The sequence below is a fragment of the Streptococcus salivarius genome (assembly GCF_002094975.1).
Taxonomy (GTDB): Bacteria; Bacillota; Bacilli; order Lactobacillales; family Streptococcaceae; genus Streptococcus; species Streptococcus salivarius_D.
In genome coordinates this window covers 361,389-387,788 of the sequence record NZ_CP015283.1, presented here as the reverse complement: position 1 = coordinate 387,788, position 26,400 = coordinate 361,389, and the positions used below count along the sequence as shown (strand labels likewise).

Sequence of the window (26,400 nt, the reverse complement as noted above, 5' to 3'; positions counted from 1 at the left end):
CGAGCTTTTTTCTTATAGTTTTTTAGCTTTAGCAATGGTTGTATCAATACTTGAAACCACACTATGGGTGAGGCCTGTACGCTCAAGGTCCATGAGACCAGCGATAGTGGTCCCACCAGGGCTACAGACCTTGTCAATAAGATCATGTGGGCTGTCGCTACCAAGACTGAGATTTTCAGCGGTAGCTAGAACCGTCTGTGTGGCAATGGTCAGAGCGACCTGCTTACTTAGGCCATTTTTGACGCCAGCCTTAGCCAGAGACTCGATAAAGAGGGCAATGTAGGCCGGACTAGAGCCAGCTAGGGCAGTGAAGGTATCAAAGTCCTTCTCAGCCAATTCAACAGTGGTTCCAAAACTGTCTGTGATTTCCTTGGCAACTGCCAAAAGGTCCTCGGATACCTTATCGTTGGTACAAAGACCAGTAGTGCTCTTGAGAATCTGAGCGTTAAGGTTAGGCATGATACGAATGAGAGGAAGGTCTGGACTGGTAAGTGAAGCGAGGCGTTCCAAGGTTACTCCAGCAGCCATACTTATGATAGGTTGATGAAAATTGAGACCGGCTAGTACCTTGTCAAACATTTGAGGTTTGATACCAAGGATGACCAGGTCAGCATTATCCAACAATTCCTGATGGGAAGCAGCCGCTTCAACCTCTAGTTCCTCTGCAAGCTGGCGTGAACGAGCCAAGGAAGACCCTGAAATAATGATACGATGTGAGCTTGTATTTAGGCCGTTGATAATGGCTGTTGCCATTTTTCCGACACCGATAAAACCTATAATCATGGGTTACTCCTTATCTTAGTAGTTTTTAATTAAATCTACTGTTGAGCGATCCAACTTCTTAACAATAGCTTGTAAGAAGGCCTGTGCTTCTAGGAAGTCATCCATCGCATAAAGGGTTTGGTGCGAGTGAATGTAGCGGGCACAAACACCGATAGTTGTTGATGGAACACCAGCATTCTGCAAGTGAGCGGCACCAGCATCTGTTCCGCCCGCAGCACAGTAGTATTGGTATTTGATACCCGCTTCTTCAGCTGTAGTCAAAAGGAAATCTTTCATATTTGGCAACATGATGTGACCTGGATCGAAGAAACGAATAAGGGTACCATCGCCTACCTTACCTTGATTACCATAGATATCCCCTGCAGGAGAACAGTCCACTGCAAAGAAAACTTCAGGATCAAATTTAGTGGTAGAGACATGGGCACCACGTAAACCAACTTCTTCTTGAACATTGGCACCAGCAATTAGAGTATTGTTGAGTTCTTGATTCTTAACGTTTTCCAAGAGTTCACGAATCATGAGAACACCATAACGGTTATCCCAAGCTTTAGAAATGACATTCTTTTGATTGGCTGTTAGAATTGTTTCTGATTCAGGAATGATGACATCACCTGGGAAAACACCGTAGGCATTTGCTTCTTCTTGGTTAGCAAAACCAGCATCAAAGACGATATCAGAAACACTAGGAAGACTTGAAGCTCCGCCACTAGCACGTAAGAAATGAGGTGGCACTGAACCTGAGATGACAGGATAGACACGACCGTCACGAGTGTGTAGGGTGAAGCGTTGTGAGCTGACAACCAGTGGGTTCCAACCACCAAGTTCGACGACACGGAAAGTCCCGTCTGCTTTGATTTCCTTAATCATAAACCCAACTTCATCCATGTGGGCAGCCACAAGCACCTTAGGGGCATTTTCTGCTTGGCTATGCTTGATACCGAAAATACCACCGAGACCATCTGTTTGGACCTCATCTACAAGTGGGGTGATGTTTTTGCGAAGGTAGTCGCGTACAGGAGCTTCAAAGCCTGAAGTAGCACTGAGCTCGGTTACTTCTTTAATTTTGTCAAATAGGGTAGTCATAAAATCCTCCTTGAGTAGTACTTGCTACTATTTTAGCACGATTCTCAAGAGATAGGTAGCCTCTCCCCATTCGTCTAAAATTATGGTAAAATGTTTCTTATGAAACGTAAAACATTGGCCTTGTTTGCTGGAGGCGTAGGAGCTTTAGGTCTCTTGGCAATGGCAGAGAAGTATAGACAGTCACGTGCAGAAATGAAGAAGGCTGCATTAATCCAAGATATTAGACAAGAATTATCTCACTTGGGGACTATCGCAGTCCTTTATACAAATCCCACTGATAAGGAAAATCCAGGACTTACAGGAGGTATCGTCTTAGAGGATGGACGTTCCTATAGCTTTGTTTATGCAGAGGATATCTTGACCTATGAGGAGGAGCAGGCATGATTATTCCTAAGAATCTTGAAGAATTGGCAAGCTATGTTGAAAGTGATCAAAAGGTGGTTTTCTTTTTCACTGCCGATTGGTGTCCAGACTGCCAGTTCATCTATCCCGTTATGCCTGAAATTGAAGCCCTCCATCCAGATATGACCTTTGTGCGTGTCAACCGTGATGATTATATGGCTTTGGCGCAAACTTGGAATATTTTTGGTATCCCAAGTTTTGTCGTGACTCAGAAAGGTCAAGAATTGGGACGCTTGGTCAATAAAGCTCGTAAAACCAAAGAAGAAATCACTGCCTTTTTGTCGGAGATTTAAAAGATGAAAATCAATCACTTTCCTAATATCTCTCTTGATATTTCAGAAACTAAAGAAAAGTATCTGACAGAAAAAAATGAGGAGATCATCGAAGAATTATGCCAAATTTTAGTAGAGCATTCCAAAATTGAAAGTGATATCTTCCTAAAACACCAAGAAATAAACACCTACAAAAAGGAAAATAATCTTCCTACACATCAAACTATTCCTGGAGAAATGGAGTTATTTGATGAATTTAAAGAGAAGTTGACTCCTTTAGCTCAAAAACACTTGACTGATAACTGTTATAAAAGAGGTTTTTCAGCTTCTTTTGGTTCTCCAGGCACCTATGATTTTGTGTTAGAGCCCTGTCGAGCTAAGTTTATTATGAAGAGTAAGGCTAAGATGTTTCTCGAATTTTCTTATGGGAATGACTTTTGGTACCATAAACAATTTATCATAAAATTAACAGAGAGTGACTGGAAAATTGACAAGATTAGTTATCGCTATGGTAGTAATGACGATTCTTGGCATGTCAGTCGATTTTAAAATCTATAAAAGAACTATTGAAGGAGAACCCATGATTTTTGCATACAATAAGGAACAAGTTGGTGACGTTTTGTTGGTTATCTTGGAAGATACTAAGGACATCAAACGTAGCGTAGAACGTAAAGGTAAAGTGGCGCGTGTCACAGCTGATGAAACAGGCAAGACTCTTGCTTGGAATATTTTTGAAGCGTCAAGCCTCATTGATATCGAAGGTAACGGTCAAGTTTTCTTGTCAGACCAAGATGTAGCTGTTTTGAACGAGGAATTGGCTAAAGAGGGCTTTGAAGAGCGTTTGGAAAACACACAAGGACCAGTCTTTGTGGTTGGACAAATTGATGAAATGGTTGCACATCCAGACAGTGACCACCTTAACATCTGCCAAGTGAACATCGGTGATAAGAAGGTCCAAATCGTTGCAGGAGCACCAAACGCAGCCCTTGGTCTTAAAACTATCGTAGCTCTTCCTGGTGCTATGATGCCTAGCGGTGCCCTTATCTTCCCAGGAAAACTTCGTGGTGAAGATAGTTATGGTATGATGTGTGCCCCACGTGAGTTGGCACTTCCAAATGCCCCACAAAAACGTGGTATTATTGAACTTGATGATTCAGCAGTAGTCGGAGAGGCTTTTGATCCAGCCAAACACTGGAAAGGGTAAATAAGACAAGAAGCGGTAAGTAAGCCGCTTTTTTTTCAGGAGAGCTCGTCTTGGCAAATGGTTCAAAATTTTCGAGAACCTCTTTATGCTTACCAAGTTCATCATCAAAATATAATAGTATTGCTCTCAATCTCTATTATTTGCCAAAACAACTTTATCCGAGCAATTATCTAAAAAATGTGGCTTCAAGTTTATTAATCAAGTTGTGTTTTATTTATCTGTCAGACTCAGATTTGGTGATGATTATAAAAGAAAGGAAAGTTCAATGGCTTACAACAAACATAAGGGAGTCCTTGTTTTTATGATTCTCTATACAGTCCTCTTTGTTTTTGACGGTATACGAGTATTTGATGCTCCCTTACCTTCTTCTTTAACGACCTATTTAGTTTATACCATCATGTTTTTGTATGGTTGCTTCTTATTTAAGTCTGAATTGCTCAAAAAGTGGGAAGAGGTCAGAAGTTCTAAAAGAAAATTTTTCTTGGGGGTTTTAAAAGGCTGGCTCTTACTTGTCCTGGTGACCATTTTCTTTGGACTACTATCGGCAATATTGAGGCAGGTTTTGGGACTAAGTGAACAAGGACTAAACGAGGCTAATATACAAAGTACCTTTAAAGAACAACCACTACTGATAGCAGTTTTCGCCTGTATCATTGGACCTTTGGTGGAAGAACTCTTTTTCCGTCAAATTTTATTGCATTGTTTACAGAGACATTTGCCAAGCTGGCTAAGCATTTGTGTGGTAGGATTTGTTTTCGCCTTGACCCATATGCACAGTTTGTCTTTATCAGAGTGGGTCAGTGCAGTTGGTTACTTAGGTGGCGGAGTAACCCTTTCAATTATTTATGTGAATGAAAAGGGAAATATTTACTATCCCTTGATGGTTCATGTGCTAGGAAATATTTTATCTTTTATAGTATTGGTCATTGGTAGTATGCAATAAGTGAATTCCAAACTATTTCAGCTTACAAAGAAAAAGGCAAAGGACTCTCGTCTCTCTTCTATCAATAGAAGAACTTCAAAACGGAGTGTTAAAATTATTTTAAGTGGTAACTCTGGGTCAGCAGAGGATGATTTGAGTAAGTAAACTAATGACAAGTTTGTATGGCGATAACTGTTCTTTGAATCGACAGCTCATACCAAGCTTCCTACTTCCTTTGCTAGTAGCTCAGCTCATCTTCAGATGTCTAATATTTAGTGACAAGTACATTTATTGAAGAACTCATCCTGCTTTTCACCCGAATAGATTTTACTTTTTTCTATTTAATTGAAGTCAATAATGTGATATATATATTATTTTTATTCTTGCTTTTTCAAAATCTGTCACTTTTTTTACTTCCGCTTACGAATAGATAGGTGGAGGTAAAAAAATGTATAACAAAGTTATTTTAATTGGACGTTTGACGGCGACTCCTGAAATGGTAAAAACTGCTAGCGATAGGTCTTTTACACGTGTTACAGTTGCGGTTAATCGTCGCTATAAGACGCAAAATGGTGAGCGTGAGGCTGATTTTATTACAGTGGTTGTCTGGGGGCGTTTGGCTGAGACCTTAGCATCTTATGCTAGCAAGGGGAGTTTAATTTCTCTTGATGGTGAGCTTCGTACCCGTAAGTACGATAAGGATGGTAAAACTCATTACGTTACTGAAGTGCTTTGTTCCTCTTTCCAACTTCTGGAGAGTCGTGCTCAGCGTGCTGTTAGGGAAAATAATCCTGATAATGACTTGGCTGACCTCGTCTTGGAAGAAGAGCTTCCCTTCTAGTTTATCCTTTGACTAGCTATCTAGGTCTCCTATCTTTGAAGCAACCTCTATAAAAAATCATTATCTTGTTCCATACCTTGTTTTGAAGAATTGTTGGAGATAAAATATTAAACACTTGTTAGACTAATAAACAGTAAAATTAGATAAGACTTAGGATGATAGGTGTTTAATAGTGTAGATAGACTAGAAAAAATAGTTTAGGAAGCCATAAAACGTTGATATATCAACGTTTTAAATGTTAAGCAAAATATTCAAAAGAATGCATACAATTAACAGTTGTTTCTAATCTATATTATTGTTTTATTACCGATTTTTAAATTAAATGATAGAGGTTTCATGATAAACTATAGATGGGTAAGGAAAAAGCTATAAAAGTTACTTTTATAGTAGGCATTATTTGTTTGGAAGGAAAGTGTGAAATATCACAACTATAACGCTATCCTTGCAATTGTTTGAGACAGTTGCATTTTTGTTTATCGTTGTGAGGCCTTAGGCCTGTATAATGATTTCACAGACAATTGACTATGACACTCCGACTGACATATGAATTAGGATGTTAAGCGGTCGTTGACTTTTCGTCTAGCCTTGGGGGAACACATTGGTGTGATTCCTAAGACTCACCAGACTAATGTGTTTGAAGCTAGGATGATTCGTCTTAGCTTTTTTTGTGTCCTTTAAAATGGAGGTCTTCGGTATTTCTTTTCTTATGCTATAATAGAAGGACTAAGTGAGATATTGTCTCGCAAATCTTGGAACGGGAGTGACACTAATGCTTGACTTTACCCAAGAAGAGAAAGACTTTTTTATGTCTGAAGCTCTTAAGGAGGCCGAAAAATCTCTAGATAAAGCAGAGATTCCAATTGGCTGTGTCATCGTTAAAAATGGCGAAGTCATAGGCCGTGGGCACAATGCACGTGAGGAGCTCAATCAAGCTATCATGCATGCGGAGGTCATGGCTATTCAAGAGGCTAATAGGACTGTAGGCAATTGGCGTTTGTTAGATTGTACCCTCTTTGTAACCATCGAACCCTGTGTCATGTGTAGTGGGGCAATTGGCTTGGCTCGTATTCCTAAAGTTATCTATGGAGCAAGCAATCAAAAGTTTGGTGGTGCGGGTAGCCTTTACGATATCCTAAGAGATGAGCGTCTCAACCATCGCGTAGAAGTAGAGACTGGTGTCATGGAGGAAGAGTGTGCTAAGATTATGCAAGACTTTTTCCGTCAGAGTCGTGAACGCAAAAAAGAAGCCAAACGATTGGCTAAATTGGAAACAAGGCAAGAGATGTAAACAAAAGTGCAAGTCCAAAGGGACTTGCACTTTTTAATGGAAGATGATTTTTTTGTTTTCCTGAAGGCAATTTAGGTCACTCTTTCTATGCTTTATTTTTTTCTTTCTCACTTGTTAAAAGAAAAATAGGCATAAAGAGAATCAGAGTACCAAAAGCGGACTTCAAATTAGTATCAATAATTGGTGTTCCTAATCGTACATAAAAGATAAGGTTGATTAGGAGTATCAGAAGTAGGCTACTGATAATTCCAGCTAAAGCTATTTTTACGAGTAAATAGTTATTCATTTTAGGTGATTGATTAGCAGTAGTATTATTTGTTTGATTGTTTATATGTTTCATGAGTTATCATCCTCAAAATCTTTGAGATGTCAGCCGAGTTCTGTTAGTTAGTGGGTGAGGTTATAGAAAGACTTACCTGCAGCATAGCTAAGGTCATAAGTCAGTTTTGCAGCAGCAATGCCAACAGAAATAGCGGCCCAAGGAACCACTCCACCTGATACAGTTTCAAGTTCTTGAGTAGTCATGTTTTTACGATTGTTAATGGTCTTAGTCATTGTTCATATGTCCTTTCTTTTATCTCGCAGAGTCCATGTAGCCATTGTAGGCTCCAAGGCATACCATAGTTCCAATAGGTCCTGAAGCTAGGCAGAGCCCTCCAATGGCAAGGTTAGTCTTCCATCCGCCTCCTGTTACTGAGGCTAGGTCAGCTGCCTTCATTTCTTTGTTAATCATTGTCATTCTCCTTTTTTTATTTTTGGTGAGTTTTTAAATCTCATACCCTCTCACCACGAGTTAAGAGATATGTTAAATATGACTTCTCCTTTCAATAAAGTCAGCCATGTCACTAGCTTTTGGTGCTTTACTCAAGCTATGGATTTATTATAAGGTGTCGAGAAATAAAAAAGTAGTGACATAAATGTCACCATGGTAAGTCTTATGTTTTATCGAAGGTTATACTGACAGAAGAAGATAATAGGGATTGATAGGGGTAGGTCTAGCTAGTCTTATCATAAGTTCTCTACTTGCAATCACTTCAATTTATGGTATAATATTTTTCGGAGCAACATCTGTGCGTGAAGCGGGTCAGGGGAGGAATCCAGCAGCCCTAAGCGATTTCAGGTGTGTGCTCTTTTTTTGTGTTAAGGAGGATTTATGGCCAAATTTAGTGTTTTTAAAGATCAAGAGAGTCTTTTTGCTTGTCCTATCTGTCAGGCGCCAATGCATTTGGATTTGTCTAGCTTGGTTTGTCAGAATAGGCATACCTTTAATATCGCCAAGCAGGGCTTTGTTAATTTTTTGAGACAGACCAAGGGAGATAAGCACTATGATATGGCTTCTTTTGAAAAGAGGAGTCAGATTCTTGCGGCAGGCTATTACGATCCTATTCTGGAGGTGATTTCAGAGCACTTGCGTGACCTTCCTAAACACTCGCACGTTCTAGATGTTGCCTGTGGTGAAGGCTATTATAGCCGTCAGTTGGCTCAAGAGTTTGACAAGGATTTCATGGCCTTTGACTTGTCTAAGGATTCAATCCTTCTTGCGGCACGTCAAAATCCTCAGAAAAACGTAGCTTGGTTTGTTGGCGATTTGGCTCAATTGCCTTTACGTGAACATAGTATTGATGTGATTTTAGATATTTTTTCACCAGCTAATTATCAAGAATTTGGACGACTTTTGTCTGATTATGGCTTGGTTTTTAAGGTTATTCCTCATGAGGATCATCTTAAAGAGTTTCGCCAATTGTTACCGGAGGCGCAGGCTTATTCGAACCAGGATGTTCTGGAACATTTTCAAGAGTCCTGTGACCTTTTGGAGCGTGTGACGATTGCTAAGACTTGGTCTATGCCATCAGAGCATGTTCAAACATTTGCCGAGATGACACCTCTTTTTTTCCATGCCAATAAGGATACTTTGGACTTGACTTCAGTGACGCAATTAACCGTTGCGGGAGAACTGCTGATTGGCCGTATTAGAGATGATAAGCAATCCTAACAATCGTTGGGATTTTTTTGATGGGAAAATGTCTCAGTTAGCTTGTTTGGTCTTCCTAAAAGGTGTATGATGAGAGCAATAAGTAGGAAAGTTTCAGTAATGGGTAAAAAGCGATGAAAAACAGAGCCTATAAGAACTACATTTTTGATTTTTATGGTACCTTGGTTGATATCCTAACCGATGAGAAGGATCCTGTGTTATGGGATAAACTAGGCCAACTATATCAGGCTTATGGAGCGGCTTATGAGGGTGATGCTCTTAAAAAGGCTTATGCTAAGCACGTGGATCAGGCCCGTAAGGAGTTAATAGAGCTCAAAGGAGTTGCTTATCCAGAAATTGATTTAGCCCACATTTTTAACCAGCTTTATGTAGATGCTCGGCCTCAGTCTAGTAATTCTAATCAGCCGGAAGATTGGGGACAATTGATAGCAATGGTCTTTCGCGTCTTATCTCGCAAACATGTGACGGCTTATCCCCATACCAAGGAGGTGCTAGCCTTTCTAAAAGAACAGGGCTGTCGGATTTATCTCTTGTCTAATGCTCAAGCAGCCTTTACTAACGCTGAGATTGACCTAATGGCGTTAAGATCTTATTTTGATGCTATTTACTTGTCTTCGGATGCCGGTATCTGTAAGCCTCAACCTGAATTTTTAAAGCAAGTTTTGGATGATTATGGGTTAAACCCGTCTGAGACTGTCATGGTTGGAAATGACTTGACGACTGATATTGCTGTGGCTGAAGCAGTTGGGATCGATGGTATCTTGCTCAATACCTTCCCTTATTCCCGTCGAGAACTGGAGAATTCCCCAATCAAGCCAGACCGAGTGATTACTGATATAGAGGCTCTAAAGACCAATTTTACATAAAAATACACTGTATTTGGCAAAAGCAAAGACAATTATCAGAATTTTTGGTATAATAATTCCTAACTTTATGTGAATGGAGAATCTCATGACTGCACAAAAAATGTCTGCACAAGAAATTATCGCTTTTATCGGTAATGCTGAAAAGAAAACGAATGTTAAAGTAACTTTTGAAGGGGAATTGGCAACTGCTGTTCCAGCTTCTGTCACTAAACTTGGTAACGTTCTTTTCGGAGACTGGAAAGATATTGAACCACTTCTTGCTAACTTGACTGAAAACAAGGACTATGTTGTGGAACAAGATGGTCGTAACTCAGCTGTTCCCTTGCTTGATAAACGTCACCTTAATGCACGTATCGAACCAGGTGCCATTATCCGTGACCAAGTAACTATCGAAGACAATGCTGTCGTTATGATGGGTGCTGTAATCAATATCGGTGCTGAAATTGGTGCTGGTACTATGATTGATATGGGTGCTATCCTTGGTGGTCGTGCTACTGTTGGTAAAAACAGCCACATCGGTGCGGGTGCAGTCCTTGCTGGAGTGATTGAACCAGCTTCAGCAGACCCAGTTCGTATCGGTGACAACGTTCTTGTTGGTGCCAATGCTGTTGTTATTGAAGGTGTTCAAGTTGGTAACGGTTCAGTCGTTGCTGCTGGAGCTATCGTTACTCAAGATGTTCCTGAAAATGTGGTTGTGGCTGGTGTTCCAGCTCGTATCATCAAGGAAATTGATGAGAAAACACAACAAAAAACAGCACTCGAAGATGCTTTGCGTAACTTGTAACATATTGATAGTAGAGGCCTGTAAGGCCTCTATTTCTAGATTCTCTATAAAATAAGACAAATAAAAAGGATAAAAACATGACACTTGATTTAATTAAAATCAGACGAGACCTTCACCAAATTCCTGAAATTGGTTTGGAAGAATTTAAAACTCAGGCTTATCTCTTAGAGCGTATTGCTGAAATGACTGAAGGTAAGGATTTTGTGGAGAAACGTACTTGGCGTACAGGGATTCTTGTCTATCTTCACGGGCATGCTCCTGAAAAGACTATTGGTTGGCGTACAGATATTGATGGTCTTCCAATCGTAGAGGAAACAGGTCTTGACTTCAAGTCTACTCATGAACGTCGTATGCATGCTTGTGGACACGATATGCACATGACCACAGCGCTTGGTCTCTTGGATCAGATGCTTCAAGTACAGCCTAAAAATAACATGCTCTTCCTCTTCCAGCCGGCTGAAGAAAATGAAGCTGGTGGTATGCTTATGTATGAGGATGGTGCCTTTGGAGATTGGTTGCCAGATGAGTTCTATGGCCTTCACGTCCGTCCAGATTTCAAGGTAGGTGATATTGCGACTAACACAAGCACCCTTTTTGCTGGGACTTGTGAAGTCCTCGTTACTTTCAAGGGGAAAGGTGGACATGCAGCCTTTCCACATGAGGCCAATGATGCCCTTGTAGCAGCTTCTTACTTTATTACTCAGGTGCAAACGATTGTTAGTCGTAATGTTGACCCTATCCAGGGTGGGGTAGTTACCTTTGGTTCGTTCCATGCAGGAACTACTAATAATGTTATCGCTGAAACTGCAGAGGTTTATGGAACTATTCGTACCCTTACTCAGGAAATGAGTCTCCTTATCCAGAAGCGCGTGCGTCAGATTGCAGAAGGCGTGGCAGCTAGCTTTGGTATGGAAGTGGATATCATGTTGAAACAAGGTGGTTATCTTCCTGTGGAAAATAATCCAGCCTTGGCTAAAGAGTTAATGAGCTTCTTTGATGCTAGCCCAGAGGTCAACTTGATTGATTGTCCACCAGCTATGACTGGAGAGGATTTTGGTTATTTGCTTAGTAAGGTTCCAGGTGTCATGTTCTGGTTGGGAATTGACACGCCATATGCACTTCACCATCCTAAGATGAGTCCAAATGAAGATGCCCTCGCTTTTGCAGTGACTGAAATTGGAAAATTCCTTAAACACAAGGCAGAAGCCTAACCATAGTTGATACAGCTAAAAAATCTACCAAGTCTGACTTTTGGTAGCTTTTTTGATATGATAAACCTATGAAAAATGAACTTAGAAAAACAGTCTTGGCTCAGTTAACTTCACAAGATCCTGAGACTAAGGCTAAGATAGATCAATATCTTTTGGAGCAATTGATTGCCTTACCTGCTTATAAAGATGCCCAGGTGATTGCGACTTATTTGTCTTTTCCTCATGAATATGATACCAGTCTTTTAATCAATCAGGCTTTAAAGGATGGTAAACGACTGTTGATTCCTAAAACATATAAACAAGGTCGAATGATTTTTGTGGATTATGATCCAGATAATCTTGTTGCAACCTCTTTTGGCTTGATGGAACCTGCGTCTGATTTGGCTGTGGATAAATCAGAGATTGATTTGATTCATGTGCCAGGAGTAGTTTTCAATGATGAAGGCTATCGTATTGGTTACGGAGCAGGTTACTATGACCGCTTTTTGTCTGACTTTGAAGGGGAGACCGTTAGTACGGTTTATCCTTGCCAGAAACATGATTTTCAACCAGACAGCTATGATATTCCTGTTAAGGAGGTCGTCACATGCAAATAAATGAGTGGAAGAAATACCCAGCAACCTATCTATTGTTGGGGCTTACGACGTTGACTTTTATCTGTCAATATCTTTTAAACGGCTTTCAAGCGACCTCACCTTTGAGCCTCTTTAAGATGGGGGCTATGTACGGTGCTTTTGTTCAGTACAGCCCACTGAACCTCTGGCGTCTTGTAACACCGATTTTTGTGCATATAGGTGTTGAGCATTTTCTATTTAATATGCTTGCCCTTTACTTTATGGGGAAAATGGCTGAGCATATTTTTGGGACTCTACGTTTTCTAGGGCTCTATTTGTTAGCTGGTGTTATGGGAAATGCCTTTACCTTACTTTTTACGCCTAATGTTATTGCAGCTGGTGCTTCGACATCCTTGTTTGGACTTTTTGCGGCTGTTGTGATTCTTGGCTACTATAGTCATAGTCCTTTGCTTAATCAGTTAGGTCGCAATTACTTGGCTTTGATTGTCATAAACTTAATCTTCAACCTGTTTACACCTAGTGTTGGGATTACAGGCCATCTTGGTGGTTTAGTTGGAGGTGCTCTTGCAGCTATCTTTTTGGCTAACAAGGTTGAAAGTCGCTTATTTAGTAAAGGTTGGCGTTTTACAGCTCTTTTAACCTACATTTTACTATTGCTGATTCTTCTAGGATTCACTTATTTTTAAGTCATATGAAAAATCCATCGAATGTCATGTTCGATGGATTTTATATTAGTCTTTTTTAGCTGGTTTGCCTTCAAGTTTGTGACCCAAGTCAATGAGGTATTGCTTGAGGTCATCTTTAATTTGAGGATGTTTAAGCGCATAATCGATAGACGTTTTCATGAATCCGAATTTGTCACCGACATCATAACGGTCTCCAGTAAATTCGCGAGCAAAGACGCGTTGTGTCTTGTTAAGCGTATCGATAGCATCAGTCAATTGGACTTCGTTTCCAGCACCTGGTTCTTGAGTTTCCAAAATACCGAAAATTTCAGGTGTTAGAAGGTAACGTCCGATGATAGCAAGATCACTTGGTGCATCCTCTGGATTTGGTTTTTCAACGAAAGTTTCAACGCTATAACGTCCATTTTCGCCTTCGCCTTGAGGGGCGATGACACCATAAGAAGAAACTTCTTCGTGTGGTACAGGCATAACTGCAATGGTTGATGCGTGTGTTTCCTCATAATCGTTAATGAGCTGTTTAGTCAATGGTACAGCTTTATCGTTAGTGATATCCATAAGGTCATCACCAAGCATAACAACAAATGGCTCATTCCCGACAAATGCTTTAGCTTGAAGAACAGCATCTCCAAGGCCACGTGGGTGGCTTTGGCGGATAAAGTGGAGGTTAATAGCAGTAGTGTCATTAACCAATTTCAACAGGTCTGTCTTACCTTTTTGTTCCAAGTTATATTCTAACTCGAAGTTTGAATCAAAGTGGTCTTCGATAGAACGTTTTGATTTACCAGTCACCACCAAGATATCTTCGATACCTGATTTGAGGGCTTCTTCAACGATAAATTGAATAGTTGGTTTGTCAACGATTGGCAACATTTCTTTGGCCAAAGCTTTAGTAGCTGGTAAAAAGCGTGTTCCGAGTCCTGCAGCGGGGATGATAGCTTTTCTAACTTTTTGATTCTTCATGAGAACTCCTTAGATTTTATTTTTTATCCCATTCATTTTCAGAGCGCAATTCATTGGACATCATATTGAGAATAGATTCCTTAATATCAGCACCCTCATAGATAGACTTGTAGATTGCTGTTGTAATTGGCATGTAGACGCCGAGTTCTTGGGCGATTTCGTAGGCAACCTTTGTGGTTGAAATACCTTCGATAACCATTCCCATGTTACGTTCAATGTCTTCTAGTTTTTCTCCACGACCGAGCGCATCCCCAGCACGCCAGTTACGTGAATGGATAGAAGTTCCTGTAACAATAAGGTCACCAACCCCAGATAGACCGCTGTAAGTCAAAGGATCAGCTCCAAGTTTCACACCAAGACGAGTAATTTCCGCAAGTCCACGAGTAATAACGGCTGCCTTGGCATTGTCCCCATATCCCATACCGTGGAGGGCACCAGCACCTACCGCAATAATGTTTTTAAGAGCACCAGCTGTTTCAACACCAATCACATCTGAATTGGTGTAGAGGCGGAAGTAGCTATTACTGAAAATACCTTGGACATAGCGTGCCGCTTCAAGATCCTTAGATGCTGCTGTAATCAGGGTGATATCGCGAACGATAGTTTCTTCAGCGTGGCTTGGACCAGATACGACAACAATCTCACTACGAAGTTCCTTAGGAATCTCTTCTTCAAGGATTGTTGAAAGACGTTCGTGTGTTCCAGGTTCCAAACCTTTTGAAGCATGCATGACAACAACTTCGTGGTCCAAAAGTTCAGCAACTTGCTTAGCAACTAAGCGAGTAACCTTGGTTGGAACAACAAAGAGAACAGCGTCGACACTATCTAGGGCTTCAGACAGCTCCTTGTAGGCTCTAATGTTTTCATCCAAAACCACATCCTTGAAGTAGCGGGTATTGGTGTGTTTCTCGTTAATTTCATCAATTTGTTCAGGGATATTTCCCCAAATACGAACCTCGTGTCCGTTGTCGTTGAGTACCTGAGCAAGGGCAGTTCCCCATGAACCAGGGCCCAAGACAGCGATTTTTTGTTTTTTCATCATTAGGTCTCCCTTTAGGTCCTTTCTAACAAAGTAGAAAAAGACTGTATTCTTTCTCATTATAACATAAGAAAAGCATGTTTGTCTTGTACTCTCTGTTAGGAGGGCTGATGGCTATTTATTTTTTTTAGCCAATTTTGGGCAATGTAGCCTCCAATGAGAGCAGCCATGAGCGTTCCTCCAATCAGGATTAAGGCATGACTGGCTGTAAAGGGAACCATAACTTGATTTACATAATCTTGAGTTTTCCCTTTGGCTAGGAGCTGTGCGATATAGGCTTTGGGTGCAAGCCACATGGTGATAATGGGTGCTAAGTTTCCTAGGGAAAAGATCATATAGGAAAGTAGATTAAGTTTATTATTCTCATAGTTCCCTTTCTTAGCTAGAAAGTCAGCGACAAGGCCAGCTAGAAAGCTAGGAAGAAAGGCTAGAACAAAGTGTCCAGAGGCAAAGAAGAAGAGGGACATAAAGATACCCAGACAGGTAATTGCTCCAAATTGTTTTGTCTTTCTGATAAGCCCCAAGTAGACCCAGCCTGCAAAGATAGCCGCTAAAGCAGGCGTATGATACATATTTTTGACTTTGAAAAAGATTAAATCAATAGTCACTGCAAGGGCTAGGCAAATAAAATACAGTAGAATAGCTAGGCTGGTTTGTTTGATGAATGTTTTTTGACGCATGTGGTCTCCTAATCAATGTGAGGTGTTTTAGTTTTATTGAGCCAAGAGTATGCCAAACCAATGAAAATACCTCCACCAATCCAGTTACCGAAGAAAACGACTATCCACTGACGTAGAATATTTGCCAAAGTGAAATTATCTACAGCGTCACGCACACCGTTGAAACCGAGCAACATGAAAGAGGCAAAGTTAGCAATCAAGTGTTCATTAATTAAAAATACAAACATGAAGATGGCTGATAGCGCAATGAAAATCTTAGCAGATTCTTCTTTGAGGAGCATGTAGCCCAAGATGGCAATATTAACGAACATATTCGCTGTAATACCTTCTGTAAAGTTCATCCAATCTGTTTTTCCAAGCTTGGTTGAGACAGCAGTAACTAAGAAACTCTTGTCAGTCAAATGTTGGAAAGAGAAGGATTGGTTGAAGAACCAGGGCAAGATAAGGGCGCCGACAAAATTAAAGAAGGTACAGTAGAGGAGGATGGTACACACCTTGCTCCATTTGATTTTACCATAATAGGCACCACTGGTCAGGAACATCATGTTTGAAGTAGCCAACTCTCCATTGAATATGAGAACGAAGACCAGTCCGATGGCAAAGATAAAGGCAAAGACAAAACGAGAAAGGGCTGGAATACCTGTTGCGATAACATCCGCACCAATAATTCCTACAGCAGTCGACATGGTAAGATAAGCTCCTGCAAGCATAGAACGCAAGGCATAGCGCCCCAGACTTTCGTCAAAGAGAGCTTCTTTTTTAGCACAAGCAGCGAATACTTTTTCTTGAAATTGAGACATAGGTTTACCTCTAAAATATGTGGCATGGAGCATGGCAAATGCGCAAGCTCGAGTGAAACTTAATCTAGGATGACCATGAAAAAAAGTCAGGACAGTTGTCCCAACTTTTCCAAGTCTTAATATGAGGATGCTCCAGATGTGGCATCTGCGGCTGGGGCTGCGTCGCCACCATGACCACCCGCATCTGATGCACCAGATGTGGCGTCGCTACCGCCATGACTAGCTGCAGCTGGTGCAAAAGGACCGCTTCCTCCGACAAGGCGTTGACCAGTTGTTTCGAGATACCAGTCAAGCCATGGTTTAAAGTTAAAGACGATTTCATTGATTCCTGCATAAGAACCATCATCATAGTACATAGCCTGATAGTTATGCGTATTGATAACTCCTTCAGGTGACCCTGGAACAATCGTACGAACATATTCTTGGTTACCATTACGCAGTGTACCAATAACCCATTCCACATTTTTCATACGAGCTGGTGGAAGTGAGCCGTGAACAGTTGACATACGGCTACCAGATTGAGGTGGTACACGTTTGGCGAACATAGTATCAGGATCTTGATGGGCGTTATTGTAGTAGAGGAACTGGTTGTTGTCATCGGCATAGGTCAATTCAAATGGCATAGCCTTGAGGAACATGTCAATTTGATTAACCGTCAAAATACCGTGGTCCAATTTCACGTAGGTATCACCAGATACCGCACCAGTGATTTCAGCTACTTTTTCTACCCACTCTGGATCGTCAGGATCAACTTCGGTAACAGTTGTAGCGATTGGGTTGTTACAATCCAAGTCTTCAGGTTCAATTGGTTTTGGTTTTTTCAATTTAGAAACCACTCCTACATATTGGATGAAATTGTCTAAGCATTGTTCAAGGAAATTAATAGTACCTTCGTTAGTAATGTTCCCCTCAAGGTCAAAAGCTTCTTTAGCCTTTCCAAGCAAGAATTCATTACCTGGAAGTGTATAAGCATTAACACCAGGCGCTTCAAGGATTTTACGCAAATGCACTTGGGCACGTGAAGTCCCTTGATCGTAGTAAGAAGCACCAACAATCATTACAGGCTTGTTTTCAAAAGGGTGCACTTCGAATGATAGCCACTCTAATACTGATTTAAGTGCTGCAGAGATAGTGTGGTTGTGCTCAGGTGTTGCAATGATGACACCGTCAGCGCGTGTAATTTTGTTATTAAGTAAGCGAAGTTGGAAACTTTCATTCCATTTTTCATCTTGGTTAAACATAGGAACGTCATCAATTTCCAAAACTTCAAGTTCAAATTTAATTTTAAAATGTCTTCTGATAAATTCGAGCAGTTTACGGTTATATGATTGATCATAATTTGCTCCAACGAGTCCAACAAATTTCATAGTTTCTATTCTCCTGTCTTATAGGCTTTCCCAGTCGAAGTCTTCAGCTTCTTTATGTAATAACTCTGTAGCATGTGAGAGTTTACCAGTAATTTTGACGTAGAGACGGAAGTCATCGAAAATAGCATCTAATTTTTTGATGACATCGAGGTCAACTAAATCACCATTGCTATCAAAAGCTTGAAGGGAATGTGAAAGCAAGAATTCGTCTGGAAGCACATTAGCTTTGATTTCTGGAGCATTCAAAATTTGACGAAGTTGTAGCTGTGCACGAGAAGCTCCTAGAGTTCCATAAGATGCTCCTGTAATCATAACAGGCTTATTCAAAAGAGGGAAAACACCGTATGAGACCCAAGCTAAAGCATTCATGAGAACAGCTGGAATTGAGTGGTCATACTCAGGTGTTCCAATAATAACCCCATCAGCCTCATCGATTTTTTTAACGATTTCAAGGACACTTTCTGGCAATTGTTTGTTAGCGGGTTTGTTAAAGACAGGGAGGTCTTTGATTTCAACAAGTTCGATGTCTGCCTTATCTGCAAAATGTTTCTGAATATATTGCAATAATTGTCTATTAGTTGAACGTTTTGAATTCGTACCAACAAGTCCGATGAATTTCATGGCAATTCTCCTTAAAAGTATTATATCTATTATTATGTTAGCGTTTTCCTAGTTAAAAGTCAATCTTCGTTTAATGAGAAAGTGATTAGACTATTACCTTTGTCATCTTATTTCGAATAGATTATAATGGGATAGATTTAAAAGTCTGAAGCTAGCATGGCTAGTTTTACAAGAATTAATTTATAGATGTATCGAAAGGAAAAATAATGACAAAAATTCGTGGATTTGAACTTGTATCAACCTATACCAATCAGGACTTGCTTCCAAAACGGGAGACAGCCCATGCAGCTGGCTACGACTTAAAGGTGGCAGAGCGCACAGTGATTGCACCAGGAGAAATCGTCCTCGTCCCAACTGGGGTCAAGGCTTATATGCAAGCGGGTGAGGTGCTTTATCTTTATGATCGTTCTTCTAATCCTCGCAAAAAAGGTCTGGTCTTGATCAACTCTGTGGGGGTTATTGATGGCGATTACTATGGAAATCCAGGGAATGAGGGTCACATCTTCGCCCAGATGAAAAATATTACGGATCAGCCCGTGACTCTTGAAGTTGGCGAACGTATCGTTCAAGGTGTCTTTATGCCCTTCTTAATTGTAGATGGAGATGAAGCTGACGGTGTTCGTACAGGTGGTTTCGGATCGACAGGGAAATAGAGAAAGAATATGGCAGACTATTTATTAGTTGTAGATATGCAGTCAGATTATGTTGCTGTAGGAAAAGCATATCATGAAGAACGGACTGCAGCTGTAAATGACAAAATTGCTAGCTATCCCAGCGACCGGGTTATCTATATTCTCAATCGTTTTTTCTGGGAGAGAAAAGATAGAAAGAAGAAATTTGCGACCGGCTTGCTGCTTGTATCTTCTCGTATCTTTGAGAAGCGTCGGGCTTCTTGCTTTACTAATCCAGATTTAAAAGATTTTTTAGAGGGAAATGGTACAAAAAGCATAGAGTTTATAGGGGTAGATGGCAATGGCTGTGTTAAGGCTTCCGTTTTGGCGGCTATCAAGGAGAACTATCAGGTTTCCGTAGATTTGTCTGCTATCGGAGTTGCCAACCAGAAGAGATTTCAAAAAACATTGCATAAGTGGCACTCTGCTGGAGTAAGCGTAGAAGGAGAATTATCATAGCTAAGAAAAAATCAACTTTTGTTTGTCGAGAATGTGGCTACAATTCACCCAAATATCTAGGGCGTTGTCCCAACTGTTCTTCCTGGTCCTCTTTTGAGGAGGAAGTTGAGGTGCAGGAGGTGAAAAATGCTCGTGTCAGTTTGACGGGTGAAAAGTCCAAACCTACTAAATTAAAAGAAGTCTCTTCAATTAATTATGCCCGCATAAAGACTGACATGGACGAGTTTAACCGTGTTTTAGGTGGCGGTGTGGTTCCGGGTAGTCTGGTTCTTATTGGAGGAGATCCAGGGATAGGGAAATCGACTCTTCTCTTACAAGTGTCAACACAGCTGGCTAACAAGGGAACTGTCCTCTATGTTTCTGGGGAAGAATCTGCCGAGCAAATCAAATTGCGGAGCGAACGTTTAGGTGATATTGATAACGAATTTTATCTTTATGCTGAGACTAATATGCAAGCCGTTCGCAGCCAAGTAGAGGCCATAAAACCCGATTTCCTCATTATCGACTCTATTCAGACCATCATGAGTCCAGAGATTTCTGGCGTTCAAGGTTCTGTATCTCAGGTTCGTGAAGTCACTGCTGAACTCATGCAGATTGCCAAAACCAATAACATTGCCACATTTATTGTTGGGCATGTGACCAAGGAGGGACAGCTGGCTGGGCCACGTATGTTGGAACACATGGTGGATACTGTGCTTTATTTTGAGGGGGAACGTCATCATACCTTCCGTATTTTACGAGCAGTCAAAAACCGTTTTGGTTCAACCAATGAGATTGGGATTTTTGAGATGCAGTCTGGTGGTTTGGTAGAGGTGCTAAATCCTAGCCAGGTTTTCTTAGAGGAACGCCTAGACGGTGCTACAGGTTCTGCCATTGTTGTGACAATGGAAGGTAGCAGACCTATCTTAGCTGAAGTTCAAGCCTTGGTGACACCAACCGTCTTTGGTAATGCCAAGCGGACAACGACGGGACTGGACTTTAACCGTGTCAGCCTCATTATGGCTGTTTTAGAGAAACGTTGTGGCCTTCTTCTCCAAAATCAAGATGCCTATCTCAAATCGGCTGGTGGTGTCAAATTGGACGAGCCAGCTATTGACCTCGCTGTAGCCGTTGCGATTGCTTCTAGTTACAAGGAGCTTCCAACTAATCCACAAGAAGCTTTTATAGGAGAAATTGGGTTGACTGGAGAGATTCGCCGAGTAACTCGCATTGAACAGCGTATTAATGAAGCTGCTAAATTAGGTTTTACTAAGATTTATGCTCCAAAGAATTCGCTTCATGGCATGAAGATTCCAGAAGGTATCCAGGTCATTGGGGTCACGACGGTAGGAGAAGTACTCAAAAAAGTCTTTTCTTAAAAAGAGGCCTCAAAACAAGTATTTGGAAGCGCTTGCAAAAATACCTGTTCGATGCTATACTTTTCTTAAGAATAGGGAGGTATTTATTATGCAATTTTTTACAGACAGCAACATGCAGTTCCCTTTAGTAGAGTTATCTCTTAATCAAGGTGAAACAGTCTTTATCCAGCGTGGCAGTATGGTATATCACACACCGAATGTGACACTGAGTACCAAATTAAATGCCAGTGGATCAGGTTTAGGTCGCTTTGTAAAAGCAGTTGGGCGTTCAATGGTTTCGGGCGAAAGTAGCTTTATTACTCAGGTTGTCTCGCAGTCCAATAATGGCTATATAGCCTTGGCCCCTGATTCTCCAGGTCAAGTGATTCCACTTTATTTAGGTGAAAAACAGTACCGACTCAACGACGGTGCCTTTCTAGCACTTGATGGCACAGCTTACTATACAATGGAGCTCCAGTCTGTTGGTAAGGCTCTTTTTGGTGGTCAGGGTGGTTTCTTTGTAATGACTACCCAAGGCCAAGGAACTCTCTTGGCAAATGCTTACGGCTCTATTAAAAAAATTGAGCTAAACAATCAAGAAGTGACTATTGATAATGCTCATGTCGTTGCCTGGAGTCAGACACTTGATTATAATATTCACCTGGAAAATGGTTTCTGGCAGTCTATTGGGACAGGAGAGGGTGTTGTTAATACCTTTAGAGGAACAGGTGAAATTTATGTTCAAAGTCTCAATCTTCAAACCTTTGCAGGCTTGCTTAATAGATACTTGCCAAAACGTTCATAATATAAATTGAAGGAGGATGGATGCTTGTTAGCATTTATTCTCCTTTTTTATGTTGCGGACTCAATAGCTGACAAGTTAATAAAAAGATGATAAGATAGTGTGTAAATAATTTGATAGTCAAATTATTTTCTTCATTAGAAAGTGAGTTATTATGTCTTATTTTGAAAACTTTCTCAATGCCAACAAAGCCTATGTTGACCTCCACGGGACAGCCCATCTTCCCTTGAAACCAAAGACTAAGGTGGCTATTGTGACTTGTATGGATTCACGCCTTCACGTTGCTCAGGCCTTGGGGTTGGCCCTAGGTGACGCTCATATTTTGCGTAATGCGGGTGGTCGTGTGACGGAAGATATGATTCGTTCTTTGGTCATTTCTCAACAACAGATGGGGACACGAGAAATCGTAGTTCTTCACCATACAGATTGTGGTGCTCAGACCTTTAAGAACGATGAGTTTACCGCCTATCTCAATAAAGAACTTGGTGTTGATGTTTCTGATCAAGATTTTCTTCCATTCACAGATGTAGAAGAGAGTGTTCGTGAAGATATGGCCATTCTTCGTCAGTCACCGCTTATCCCTGAGGATGTTATCATCTCCGGTGCGGTTTATGATGTAGATACTGGTCGAATGACTCAAGTTCAACCCTAATACCGAAAAGTTAAGCAGGCAAGGTTGCCTGCTTTTTTCATGGTTTGACATAAAAAACTCAGCACACAATAAATCTGCTGAGTTAATCTAGTTCTTAAGAAACAATAAAAATGAGAATCACGGTCCCCAAATAGAAAAGACTGGTGATAAAAAAGCTGATACGCCAGAACAACTTAAGAAAACGTTTAAATTTAAAGGATTGTGTTTTTCTCAGCATTTGAATCGTGATAATTATAGCCGCCAAGGATAATAAAATGGTGATGTAAGGCAAAAAGCTATGGGTAAAGAAACGGGCTGACACAGCAACTAGCTCAATAAAATAAAGAGGGAAGGTAAGGTCAGCAAAATTAAGCCCGAGGTATTTTAAACTGAAGAAGCGGTGGATAATAAAAGCAAAGATAGGTGTTAGAATCAAAAATGCTATAGCAAAGAATTTATATAGAATCATAAGTCTATTTTACCTCGAAAAGCCCTTTATGTAAATTTTTTCCTAAACTTAATAAGAAATTCTTGCATCTAAAAAGAATTTCTGTATAATAGATAAGGTATGTAAAAACATACTTGTGGGAGGTAACAAAACTTACTTACCGCCAAAACCACAATAGGAGGAAATTACAAAATGGCTAAAAAAGTCGAAAACATCGTAAAACTTCAGATTCCTGCTGGTAAAGCGACTCCAGCTCCACCAGTTGGACCAGCTCTTGGTCAAGCCGGAATCAACATCATGGGATTCACTAAAGAGTTTAACGCTCGTACAGCTGACCAAGCTGGTATGATCATCCCAGTTGTTATCTCTGTGTATGAAGATAAATCATTTGATTTCATCACTAAAACACCACCAGCTGCTGTTCTTTTGAAAAAAGCTGCAGGTGTTGAAAAAGGTTCAGGTACTCCAAACTCAGTTAAAGTTGCTTCAGTAACTCGTGCACAAGTACAAGAAATTGCTGAAACTAAAATGCCTGACTTGAACGCTGCAAACATCGAATCAGCTATGCGTATGATCGAAGGTACTGCACGTTCAATGGGATTCACTGTTACTGACTAATTCAGTTAACAAGAAAACCACAGACGTCGTCTCACTTCGCTGAGTGACGTGGAAGATGAAAGTCGTTATGACCACATTACACAAGGAGAAATAATTAACATGGCTAAAAAAAGCAAACAAATGCGTGCTGCTCTTGAAAAGATCGACAGCACAAAAGCTTACAGCGTAGAAGAAGCTGTAGCTCTTGCACAAGAAACTAACTTCGCAAAATTCGATGCTACTGTTGAAGTATCATACAACCTTAACATCGACGTTAAGAAAGCTGACCAACAAATCCGTGGAGCAATGGTATTGCCAAACGGTACTGGTAAAACTCAACGCGTTCTTGTATTTGCTCGTGGTGCTAAAGCTGAAGAAGCTAAAGCAGCAGGTGCTGACTTCGTTGGTGAAGACGAACTCGTTGCTAAAATCAACGGTGGATGGCTTGACTTTGACGTTGTTGTTGCAACACCAGACATGATGGCAATCGTTGGTCGTCTTGGACGTGTCCTTGGACCACGTAACTTGATGCCAAACCCTAAAACTGGTACTGTAACTATGGACGTTGCTAAAGCAGTTGAAGAGTCTAAAGGTGGTAAAATCACTTACCGTGCTGATAAAGCAGGTAACGTACAAGCTATCATCGGTAAAGTTTCATTCGAAACTGAAAAATTGGTTGAAAACTTCAAAGCATTTAACGATGCAATTCAAAAAGCTAAACCAGCTACAGCGAAAGGTGCTTACATCACAAACCTTTCAATCACTACTACACAAGGTGCTGGTATCAAAGTTGATCCTAACTCATTGTAAGAGTAGTAAAGGGCCTATCTTCGGATAGGTTTTTTTCTTGGTCTAAACACGAAATTTGAGTAGAAAATAAAAAATATTCAGAAAGTAGTGTTGCTTTTTCGAATTTATGGTATAATTTAAGCGTATACACATAATTATTGATTTTTGAACTTTTTACGTTGCGAATTTAAGGAGGCAATGAATGAAAAAGAGTAAGGTATTTTTACTGGCAGCCGTAGGCCTGTTATCTGTAGGTGTTTTAACGGCTTGCTCGTCATCAAGTAAGACGTCTGGTAAGACTTATAATTATGTCTACGGTGGCGATCCTGCAACCCTAGACTATCTTGCTACAAACAAGAAAAATATGACGACAGCTGTGAGTAATGGTGTTGATGGTTTGTTTGAAAATGACCAATATGGGAATCTAAAACCTTCTGTAGCCGAAAACTGGTCTGTTTCTCAAGATGGTTTGACATATACTTACAAGATTCGTAAGGGTGTCAAATGGTATACTTCAGATGGTGAAGAGTATGCTGATGTGACGGCTAAGGACTTTGTGACAGGACTTAAACATGCTGCGGATACAAATTCTGAAGCGATTTATTTGCTACAAAACTCAGTTAAGGGCTTGAATGATTACCTTTCAGGTGCCAACAAGGACTTTTCAAATGTAGGTATCAAGGCTGTTGATGATTACACCTTGCAATATACGCTTAGTCAACCAGAACCTTATTGGAATTCAAAATTGACCTACTCTGTTACTTGGCCTGTTAATGGAGAATTCTTGAAATCTAAAGGTAAAGACTTTGGTAAGTCAACAGATCCGACTTCTATTCTCTATAACGGTCCATACCTTCTTAAATCTTTGACAACGAAATCATCTATTGAGTTCACCAAGAATGAAAACTATTGGGATAAGGATAATGTCTACTTTGATACAGTTAAATTGACTTATGATGATGGTACAGACCAAGAATCCTTGGAACGTAACTTCACAGATGGAGTCTATAACTTAGCTCGTCTATACCCAACTAGTTCAAACTATTCTAAAGTTGAAAAACAGTACAAAGACAATATTTTCTATACACAACCTGGAGCAGCTGTAGAAGGTGTCGGTATTAATATCGATCGTCAAACTTATGGTCATACATCTAAAGAAAATGACCAGCAAAAGACATCAACTAAGACAGCTCTTCTTAACAAAGATTTCCGTCAAGCATTAGGTTTTGCTATTGACCGTACGAATTATGCTGCACAACTTAACGGTAAAGAGGGTGGTAGTACTGCCGTTCGTAATATCTATGTTAAACCAGACTTTGTTCAAGCAGATGGTAAAGATTTCGGAACTATGGTAATGGATCAATTACCAAGCTATGGTGATGAGTGGTCTGGTGTGAATCTTGCAGATAGTCAAGATGGTCTTTATAATCCAGAAAAAGCTAAGGCTGAATTTGCTAAAGCTAAAGAAGCTCTTCAAGCAGAAGGGGTTCAGTTCCCAATCCATTTGGATGTTCCTGTCAATCAGTCAAAAAAAATCTTTGTGAATCAAGTGCAGTCACTTAAACAATCTATTGAATCCGCTCTTGGAAAAGATAATGTTGTACTTGATCTTCACCAATTGTCAACTGATGATTTCTATAATATTACCTACTCTGCTTCAAATGCAGCTGCAGAGGATTGGGACTTGTCAGTAGGTGTGGCTTGGGAGCCTGATTACCTTGATCCATCAACTTATCTTGATGTCTTGAAGACTACAAATAGTGAAAATACTAAATCTTTCATGGGTTATGACGATCCAAATAGTCAAGCGGTTCAAAAAGTAGGTCTTAAAGAATATGACCAATTGGTTGATGATGCTTCTAAGGAAACAACAGACTTGACGGCTCGTTATGAAAAATATGCAAAAGCTCAGGCATGGTTGACGGATAGTGCACTTTATATCCCAACGACTACTTATAATGGTGCAGCCGCTGTAATTTCTCGTATTAAGCCATTCTCAGGAGCATATGCTCAAGCTGGTGATAAAGGTTCTACATACTACTTCAAGTATCTTAAATCTCAAGATGATATTGTAACTAAGAAACAATACGACTCAGCTTATAAAGATTGGCTTAAAGAAAGAGCGAAATCTAATGACAAAGCTCAAAAAGATCTTGCTAAACACGTTAAGTAATCTATCGAAAACGTCTACCTTTAGGTAGTCGTTTTTTTAACAAAATTTCTCGAACCACCCCTAGATTGTGATATAATAAGAAAGATTGGTACTCGCTTCTAGATTTTTATTTGGAA

Annotated in this window: 33 protein-coding genes and 1 other RNA gene; 22 read left to right on the top strand and 12 right to left on the bottom strand. The window is 40.3% G+C overall.

What is annotated here, in order from left to right; translation table 11 throughout:
* Positions 1-12: 12 nt before the first annotated feature.
* Complete coding sequence (gene proC, locus V471_RS01935) at positions 13-783, bottom strand: pyrroline-5-carboxylate reductase (protein WP_084871053.1); 771 nt, start codon at positions 781-783, stop codon at positions 13-15.
* 15 nt (positions 784-798) lie between these two features.
* Positions 799-1,866, bottom strand: a complete 1,068-nt coding sequence (gene pepA, locus V471_RS01930) for a glutamyl aminopeptidase (protein WP_014632550.1) — start codon at positions 1,864-1,866, stop codon at positions 799-801.
* Between the two features lie 99 nt (positions 1,867-1,965).
* Between pepA and V471_RS01925 the strand changes: the two genes are divergently transcribed.
* From V471_RS01925 to tadA, 7 genes are all read left to right on the top strand, one after another.
* Positions 1,966-2,250 carry a DUF4651 domain-containing protein gene (locus V471_RS01925; RefSeq protein WP_002885838.1) on the top strand — a complete coding sequence of 95 codons (285 nt, stop codon included), beginning with the start codon at positions 1,966-1,968 and terminating at the stop codon, positions 2,248-2,250.
* Positions 2,247-2,561 (top strand): thioredoxin family protein, encoded by a 315-nt coding sequence (locus V471_RS01920; protein ID WP_002885723.1) that lies wholly within the window; start codon positions 2,247-2,249, stop codon positions 2,559-2,561. The genes V471_RS01925 and V471_RS01920 overlap by 4 nt, the downstream gene beginning before the upstream one ends.
* A gap of 3 nt (positions 2,562-2,564) precedes the next feature.
* Entirely contained in the window at positions 2,565-3,089 is a 525-nt protein-coding gene (locus V471_RS01915) for a hypothetical protein (RefSeq protein ID WP_014632552.1), read from the top strand.
* Positions 3,090-3,120: 31 nt separating this feature from the next.
* Complete coding sequence (gene ytpR / locus V471_RS01910) at positions 3,121-3,744, top strand: YtpR family tRNA-binding protein (RefSeq protein ID WP_002885779.1); 624 nt, start codon at positions 3,121-3,123, stop codon at positions 3,742-3,744.
* Positions 3,745-4,009: 265 nt separating this feature from the next.
* The gene (locus tag V471_RS01905; protein WP_045001371.1) at positions 4,010-4,687 is read left to right on the top strand and encodes a CPBP family intramembrane glutamic endopeptidase; all 678 of its coding nucleotides are present in this window, start codon (positions 4,010-4,012) and stop codon (positions 4,685-4,687) included.
* 427 nt (positions 4,688-5,114) lie between these two features.
* A complete protein-coding gene (locus tag V471_RS01900; RefSeq protein ID WP_014632554.1) occupies positions 5,115-5,507 on the top strand; it encodes a single-stranded DNA-binding protein in 393 nt (130 codons plus the stop codon).
* Between the two features lie 769 nt (positions 5,508-6,276).
* Positions 6,277-6,795, top strand: a complete 519-nt coding sequence (gene tadA, locus V471_RS01895) for a tRNA adenosine(34) deaminase TadA (protein WP_014632555.1) — start codon at positions 6,277-6,279, stop codon at positions 6,793-6,795.
* Positions 6,796-6,880: 85 nt separating this feature from the next.
* Here tadA and V471_RS01890 read toward each other — a convergent pair whose 3' ends face one another.
* From V471_RS01890 to V471_RS01880, 3 genes are read right to left on the bottom strand one after another with little or no spacing between them, the layout of a single operon-like run.
* Entirely contained in the window at positions 6,881-7,135 is a 255-nt protein-coding gene (locus tag V471_RS01890; RefSeq protein WP_045001373.1) for a hypothetical protein, read from the bottom strand.
* 47 nt (positions 7,136-7,182) lie between these two features.
* Positions 7,183-7,350 (bottom strand): class IIb bacteriocin, lactobin A/cerein 7B family, encoded by a 168-nt coding sequence (locus tag V471_RS01885; RefSeq protein ID WP_002887002.1) that lies wholly within the window; start codon positions 7,348-7,350, stop codon positions 7,183-7,185.
* 19 nt (positions 7,351-7,369) lie between these two features.
* A complete protein-coding gene (locus V471_RS01880; protein ID WP_002885650.1) occupies positions 7,370-7,528 on the bottom strand; it encodes a class IIb bacteriocin, lactobin A/cerein 7B family in 159 nt (52 codons plus the stop codon).
* A 320-nt stretch (positions 7,529-7,848) separates the two neighbouring features.
* On the opposite strand from V471_RS01880, the gene ffs reads away from it, so the two are divergent.
* The 7 genes from ffs to V471_RS01845 all read left to right on the top strand — a co-directional run bounded on the left by ffs (position 7,849) and on the right by V471_RS01845 (position 12,910).
* An RNA gene (gene ffs / locus V471_RS01875) (signal recognition particle sRNA small type) lies at positions 7,849-7,934 on the top strand.
* Between the two features lie 14 nt (positions 7,935-7,948).
* A complete protein-coding gene (locus tag V471_RS01870) occupies positions 7,949-8,788 on the top strand; it encodes a methyltransferase domain-containing protein (protein ID WP_002887001.1) in 840 nt (279 codons plus the stop codon).
* Between the two features lie 113 nt (positions 8,789-8,901).
* Entirely contained in the window at positions 8,902-9,654 is a 753-nt protein-coding gene (locus tag V471_RS01865; protein ID WP_002887000.1) for an HAD family hydrolase, read from the top strand.
* A gap of 85 nt (positions 9,655-9,739) precedes the next feature.
* Positions 9,740-10,438: a 2,3,4,5-tetrahydropyridine-2,6-dicarboxylate N-acetyltransferase gene (gene dapD / locus V471_RS01860; RefSeq protein WP_002886999.1), complete on the top strand. Its 699-nt coding sequence runs from the start codon at positions 9,740-9,742 to the stop codon at positions 10,436-10,438.
* Between the two features lie 77 nt (positions 10,439-10,515).
* Positions 10,516-11,649 carry an N-acetyldiaminopimelate deacetylase gene (locus V471_RS01855; RefSeq protein ID WP_084871052.1) on the top strand — a complete coding sequence of 378 codons (1,134 nt, stop codon included), beginning with the start codon at positions 10,516-10,518 and terminating at the stop codon, positions 11,647-11,649.
* 68 nt (positions 11,650-11,717) lie between these two features.
* Positions 11,718-12,245, top strand: a complete 528-nt coding sequence (locus V471_RS01850) for a 5-formyltetrahydrofolate cyclo-ligase (RefSeq protein ID WP_002886996.1) — start codon at positions 11,718-11,720, stop codon at positions 12,243-12,245.
* The gene (locus tag V471_RS01845) at positions 12,236-12,910 is read left to right on the top strand and encodes a rhomboid family intramembrane serine protease (protein ID WP_014632558.1); all 675 of its coding nucleotides are present in this window, start codon (positions 12,236-12,238) and stop codon (positions 12,908-12,910) included. The genes V471_RS01850 and V471_RS01845 overlap by 10 nt, the downstream gene beginning before the upstream one ends.
* A gap of 45 nt (positions 12,911-12,955) precedes the next feature.
* Here V471_RS01845 and galU read toward each other — a convergent pair whose 3' ends face one another.
* The 6 genes from galU to V471_RS01815 all read right to left on the bottom strand — a co-directional run bounded on the left by galU (position 12,956) and on the right by V471_RS01815 (position 18,377).
* On the bottom strand, positions 12,956-13,870 hold the full coding sequence (gene galU / locus V471_RS01840) for a UTP--glucose-1-phosphate uridylyltransferase GalU (protein WP_002886993.1): 915 nt from the start codon (positions 13,868-13,870) through the stop codon (positions 12,956-12,958).
* A 16-nt stretch (positions 13,871-13,886) separates the two neighbouring features.
* Positions 13,887-14,909, bottom strand: a complete 1,023-nt coding sequence (locus V471_RS01835) for an NAD(P)H-dependent glycerol-3-phosphate dehydrogenase (RefSeq protein ID WP_002886991.1) — start codon at positions 14,907-14,909, stop codon at positions 13,887-13,889.
* 98 nt (positions 14,910-15,007) lie between these two features.
* On the bottom strand, positions 15,008-15,589 hold the full coding sequence (locus V471_RS01830; protein WP_084871051.1) for an MptD family putative ECF transporter S component: 582 nt from the start codon (positions 15,587-15,589) through the stop codon (positions 15,008-15,010).
* A gap of 8 nt (positions 15,590-15,597) precedes the next feature.
* Positions 15,598-16,389 carry a formate/nitrite transporter family protein gene (locus tag V471_RS01825; RefSeq protein ID WP_084871050.1) on the bottom strand — a complete coding sequence of 264 codons (792 nt, stop codon included), beginning with the start codon at positions 16,387-16,389 and terminating at the stop codon, positions 15,598-15,600.
* A 116-nt stretch (positions 16,390-16,505) separates the two neighbouring features.
* Complete coding sequence (locus V471_RS01820; RefSeq protein ID WP_002886987.1) at positions 16,506-17,756, bottom strand: NAD(P)H-dependent oxidoreductase; 1,251 nt, start codon at positions 17,754-17,756, stop codon at positions 16,506-16,508.
* 18 nt (positions 17,757-17,774) lie between these two features.
* Complete coding sequence (locus V471_RS01815) at positions 17,775-18,377, bottom strand: NADPH-dependent FMN reductase (RefSeq protein ID WP_002886986.1); 603 nt, start codon at positions 18,375-18,377, stop codon at positions 17,775-17,777.
* 206 nt (positions 18,378-18,583) lie between these two features.
* Here V471_RS01815 and V471_RS01810 point away from each other — a divergent pair, with 206 nt between their 5' ends.
* The 5 genes from V471_RS01810 to V471_RS01790 all read left to right on the top strand — a co-directional run bounded on the left by V471_RS01810 (position 18,584) and on the right by V471_RS01790 (position 22,298).
* Positions 18,584-19,030 (top strand): dUTP diphosphatase, encoded by a 447-nt coding sequence (locus V471_RS01810; RefSeq protein WP_002886985.1) that lies wholly within the window; start codon positions 18,584-18,586, stop codon positions 19,028-19,030.
* A 9-nt stretch (positions 19,031-19,039) separates the two neighbouring features.
* A complete protein-coding gene (locus V471_RS01805; protein ID WP_002886984.1) occupies positions 19,040-19,507 on the top strand; it encodes an isochorismatase family protein in 468 nt (155 codons plus the stop codon).
* Positions 19,504-20,865 (top strand): DNA repair protein RadA, encoded by a 1,362-nt coding sequence (radA, locus tag V471_RS01800; RefSeq protein WP_073686093.1) that lies wholly within the window; start codon positions 19,504-19,506, stop codon positions 20,863-20,865. Before V471_RS01805 ends, radA begins: the two co-directional genes overlap by 4 nt.
* 88 nt (positions 20,866-20,953) lie before the next feature.
* Positions 20,954-21,649 (top strand): TIGR00266 family protein, encoded by a 696-nt coding sequence (locus tag V471_RS01795; RefSeq protein WP_037598509.1) that lies wholly within the window; start codon positions 20,954-20,956, stop codon positions 21,647-21,649.
* Positions 21,650-21,800: 151 nt separating this feature from the next.
* Positions 21,801-22,298 carry a beta-class carbonic anhydrase gene (locus V471_RS01790; RefSeq protein ID WP_002886981.1) on the top strand — a complete coding sequence of 166 codons (498 nt, stop codon included), beginning with the start codon at positions 21,801-21,803 and terminating at the stop codon, positions 22,296-22,298.
* Positions 22,299-22,392: 94 nt separating this feature from the next.
* Here the strand turns inward: V471_RS01790 and V471_RS01785 are convergent, their stop codons facing one another.
* Entirely contained in the window at positions 22,393-22,746 is a 354-nt protein-coding gene (locus tag V471_RS01785) for a DUF3397 domain-containing protein (protein WP_060973052.1), read from the bottom strand.
* Positions 22,747-22,917: 171 nt separating this feature from the next.
* Here V471_RS01785 and rplK point away from each other — a divergent pair, with 171 nt between their 5' ends.
* From rplK to V471_RS01770, 3 genes are all read left to right on the top strand, one after another.
* On the top strand, positions 22,918-23,343 hold the full coding sequence (rplK, locus tag V471_RS01780; protein ID WP_002885648.1) for a 50S ribosomal protein L11: 426 nt from the start codon (positions 22,918-22,920) through the stop codon (positions 23,341-23,343).
* Between the two features lie 99 nt (positions 23,344-23,442).
* Entirely contained in the window at positions 23,443-24,132 is a 690-nt protein-coding gene (gene rplA, locus V471_RS01775; RefSeq protein ID WP_037598508.1) for a 50S ribosomal protein L1, read from the top strand.
* Positions 24,133-24,313: 181 nt separating this feature from the next.
* On the top strand, positions 24,314-26,284 hold the full coding sequence (locus tag V471_RS01770) for a peptide ABC transporter substrate-binding protein (RefSeq protein WP_084871049.1): 1,971 nt from the start codon (positions 24,314-24,316) through the stop codon (positions 26,282-26,284).
* The last annotated feature ends 116 nt before the right edge of the window (positions 26,285-26,400 follow it).

Bases quoted from the DNA above. Each gene is read 5' to 3' on its own strand.
- proC (WP_084871053.1), bottom strand. From the start codon at position 783: ATGATTATAGGTTTTATCGGTGTCGGAAAAATGGCAACAGCCATTATC.
- pepA (WP_014632550.1), bottom strand. From the start codon at position 1,866: ATGACTACCCTATTTGACAAAATTAAAGAAGTAACCGAGCTCAGTGCT.
- V471_RS01925 (WP_002885838.1), top strand. From the start codon at position 1,966: ATGAAACGTAAAACATTGGCCTTGTTTGCTGGAGGCGTAGGAGCTTTA.
- V471_RS01920 (WP_002885723.1), top strand. From the start codon at position 2,247: ATGATTATTCCTAAGAATCTTGAAGAATTGGCAAGCTATGTTGAAAGT.
- V471_RS01915 (WP_014632552.1), top strand. From the start codon at position 2,565: ATGAAAATCAATCACTTTCCTAATATCTCTCTTGATATTTCAGAAACT.
- ytpR (WP_002885779.1), top strand. From the start codon at position 3,121: ATGATTTTTGCATACAATAAGGAACAAGTTGGTGACGTTTTGTTGGTT.
- V471_RS01905 (WP_045001371.1), top strand. From the start codon at position 4,010: ATGGCTTACAACAAACATAAGGGAGTCCTTGTTTTTATGATTCTCTAT.
- V471_RS01900 (WP_014632554.1), top strand. From the start codon at position 5,115: ATGTATAACAAAGTTATTTTAATTGGACGTTTGACGGCGACTCCTGAA.
- tadA (WP_014632555.1), top strand. From the start codon at position 6,277: ATGCTTGACTTTACCCAAGAAGAGAAAGACTTTTTTATGTCTGAAGCT.
- V471_RS01890 (WP_045001373.1), bottom strand. From the start codon at position 7,135: ATGAAACATATAAACAATCAAACAAATAATACTACTGCTAATCAATCA.
- V471_RS01885 (WP_002887002.1), bottom strand. From the start codon at position 7,350: ATGACTAAGACCATTAACAATCGTAAAAACATGACTACTCAAGAACTT.
- V471_RS01880 (WP_002885650.1), bottom strand. From the start codon at position 7,528: ATGATTAACAAAGAAATGAAGGCAGCTGACCTAGCCTCAGTAACAGGA.
- V471_RS01870 (WP_002887001.1), top strand. From the start codon at position 7,949: ATGGCCAAATTTAGTGTTTTTAAAGATCAAGAGAGTCTTTTTGCTTGT.
- V471_RS01865 (WP_002887000.1), top strand. From the start codon at position 8,902: ATGAAAAACAGAGCCTATAAGAACTACATTTTTGATTTTTATGGTACC.
- dapD (WP_002886999.1), top strand. From the start codon at position 9,740: ATGACTGCACAAAAAATGTCTGCACAAGAAATTATCGCTTTTATCGGT.
- V471_RS01855 (WP_084871052.1), top strand. From the start codon at position 10,516: ATGACACTTGATTTAATTAAAATCAGACGAGACCTTCACCAAATTCCT.
- V471_RS01850 (WP_002886996.1), top strand. From the start codon at position 11,718: ATGAAAAATGAACTTAGAAAAACAGTCTTGGCTCAGTTAACTTCACAA.
- V471_RS01845 (WP_014632558.1), top strand. From the start codon at position 12,236: ATGCAAATAAATGAGTGGAAGAAATACCCAGCAACCTATCTATTGTTG.
- galU (WP_002886993.1), bottom strand. From the start codon at position 13,870: ATGAAGAATCAAAAAGTTAGAAAAGCTATCATCCCCGCTGCAGGACTC.
- V471_RS01835 (WP_002886991.1), bottom strand. From the start codon at position 14,909: ATGAAAAAACAAAAAATCGCTGTCTTGGGCCCTGGTTCATGGGGAACT.
- V471_RS01830 (WP_084871051.1), bottom strand. From the start codon at position 15,589: ATGCGTCAAAAAACATTCATCAAACAAACCAGCCTAGCTATTCTACTG.
- V471_RS01825 (WP_084871050.1), bottom strand. From the start codon at position 16,389: ATGTCTCAATTTCAAGAAAAAGTATTCGCTGCTTGTGCTAAAAAAGAA.
- V471_RS01820 (WP_002886987.1), bottom strand. From the start codon at position 17,756: ATGAAATTTGTTGGACTCGTTGGAGCAAATTATGATCAATCATATAAC.
- V471_RS01815 (WP_002886986.1), bottom strand. From the start codon at position 18,377: ATGAAATTCATCGGACTTGTTGGTACGAATTCAAAACGTTCAACTAAT.
- V471_RS01810 (WP_002886985.1), top strand. From the start codon at position 18,584: ATGACAAAAATTCGTGGATTTGAACTTGTATCAACCTATACCAATCAG.
- V471_RS01805 (WP_002886984.1), top strand. From the start codon at position 19,040: ATGGCAGACTATTTATTAGTTGTAGATATGCAGTCAGATTATGTTGCT.
- V471_RS01795 (WP_037598509.1), top strand. From the start codon at position 20,954: ATGCAATTTTTTACAGACAGCAACATGCAGTTCCCTTTAGTAGAGTTA.
- V471_RS01790 (WP_002886981.1), top strand. From the start codon at position 21,801: ATGTCTTATTTTGAAAACTTTCTCAATGCCAACAAAGCCTATGTTGAC.
- V471_RS01785 (WP_060973052.1), bottom strand. From the start codon at position 22,746: ATGATTCTATATAAATTCTTTGCTATAGCATTTTTGATTCTAACACCT.
- rplK (WP_002885648.1), top strand. From the start codon at position 22,918: ATGGCTAAAAAAGTCGAAAACATCGTAAAACTTCAGATTCCTGCTGGT.
- rplA (WP_037598508.1), top strand. From the start codon at position 23,443: ATGGCTAAAAAAAGCAAACAAATGCGTGCTGCTCTTGAAAAGATCGAC.
- V471_RS01770 (WP_084871049.1), top strand. From the start codon at position 24,314: ATGAAAAAGAGTAAGGTATTTTTACTGGCAGCCGTAGGCCTGTTATCT.